The 899-nt window shown below is 72.4% G+C and carries 1 protein-coding gene; it reads left to right on the plus strand.

Going from position 1 to position 899, the window contains the following annotated elements:
- Positions 1 to 899, plus strand: an 899-nt coding sequence (locus GPA_RS19125) for an MSCRAMM family protein (RefSeq protein WP_231847616.1), incomplete at both ends; no start/stop codon positions are given.

Consider the following 899-nt stretch of genomic DNA (forward strand, 5'->3'; position numbering starts at 1 on the left):
CGGCGATGCTCGCCGCATGCGCCCTCGCCCTCGCGTTGGCGCTGGCAGCTCCCCGACCGGCCGAAGCCCTCGGGGGCATCTCGGGCACCTGCTACGTGGCCTGCACGAACGCCCATATCGACGGACCGGACGGCGGCAACGTGTTCGAGGTGACGTTCCCCGAGTACGGCATCACGGCCACCGGCTACTGCATCTCGGGCTCCGTCTACGGCACGCCGCTGCCGGGCACCTACCCGTTCACCGGCGAGCCTGCGGACGACGGCGGCTTCCAGATCACCGTGAACTGCCGGGGCGCCGGCATGTACGAGAACCATTACTCGCCCTACGGCGTTCAGAACGTCGGCGGGTTCAAGCTATACCCCTTCGGATCGGTGGAGGTGCTCAAGCGCTCCGCCGCGCCGGAGGTCACGGACGGCAACCCCTGCTACCGCCTGGACGGCGCGGCGTACGGCGTGTACGCCGACGAGGCGTGCACGCGCGAGGCGCTCTCGCTGACCACCGACTCCTCGGGGCGCGCCCGTTCGAAACGCGTCCTTGCGCCGGGGCGCTACTGGGTGCGCGAGAAGGCGGCGCCGGAGGGCTACCTGCCCGACCCGGGAACCTACCCGGTCGACCTCGCGCAGGAGGACTGCCGCACCGGCGCCGTGCCGGCCGTCCATGTGGAGGACGCGCCCCTGATCGCGCCTGTCGACGCCCTCGTGCAGAAAGCGGACCGCGAGACGGGCGTCCCCGTACCGCTTGGCGATGCGAGCCTGGCGGGCGCGGCGTTCACGGTCGAGCACTACGCGGGGCGCTACGCCTCGCTCGAGGAGATCGCCGTGGCGGGCGCACGGCCTGCGCGCACCTGGGACGTCATCACCGACGAGCAGGGACGCGCGACCGCGGGCGCGGGCGACCTG

The organism is Gordonibacter pamelaeae 7-10-1-b, assembly GCF_000210055.1.
GTDB classification, from domain to species: domain Bacteria; phylum Actinomycetota; class Coriobacteriia; order Coriobacteriales; family Eggerthellaceae; genus Gordonibacter; species Gordonibacter pamelaeae.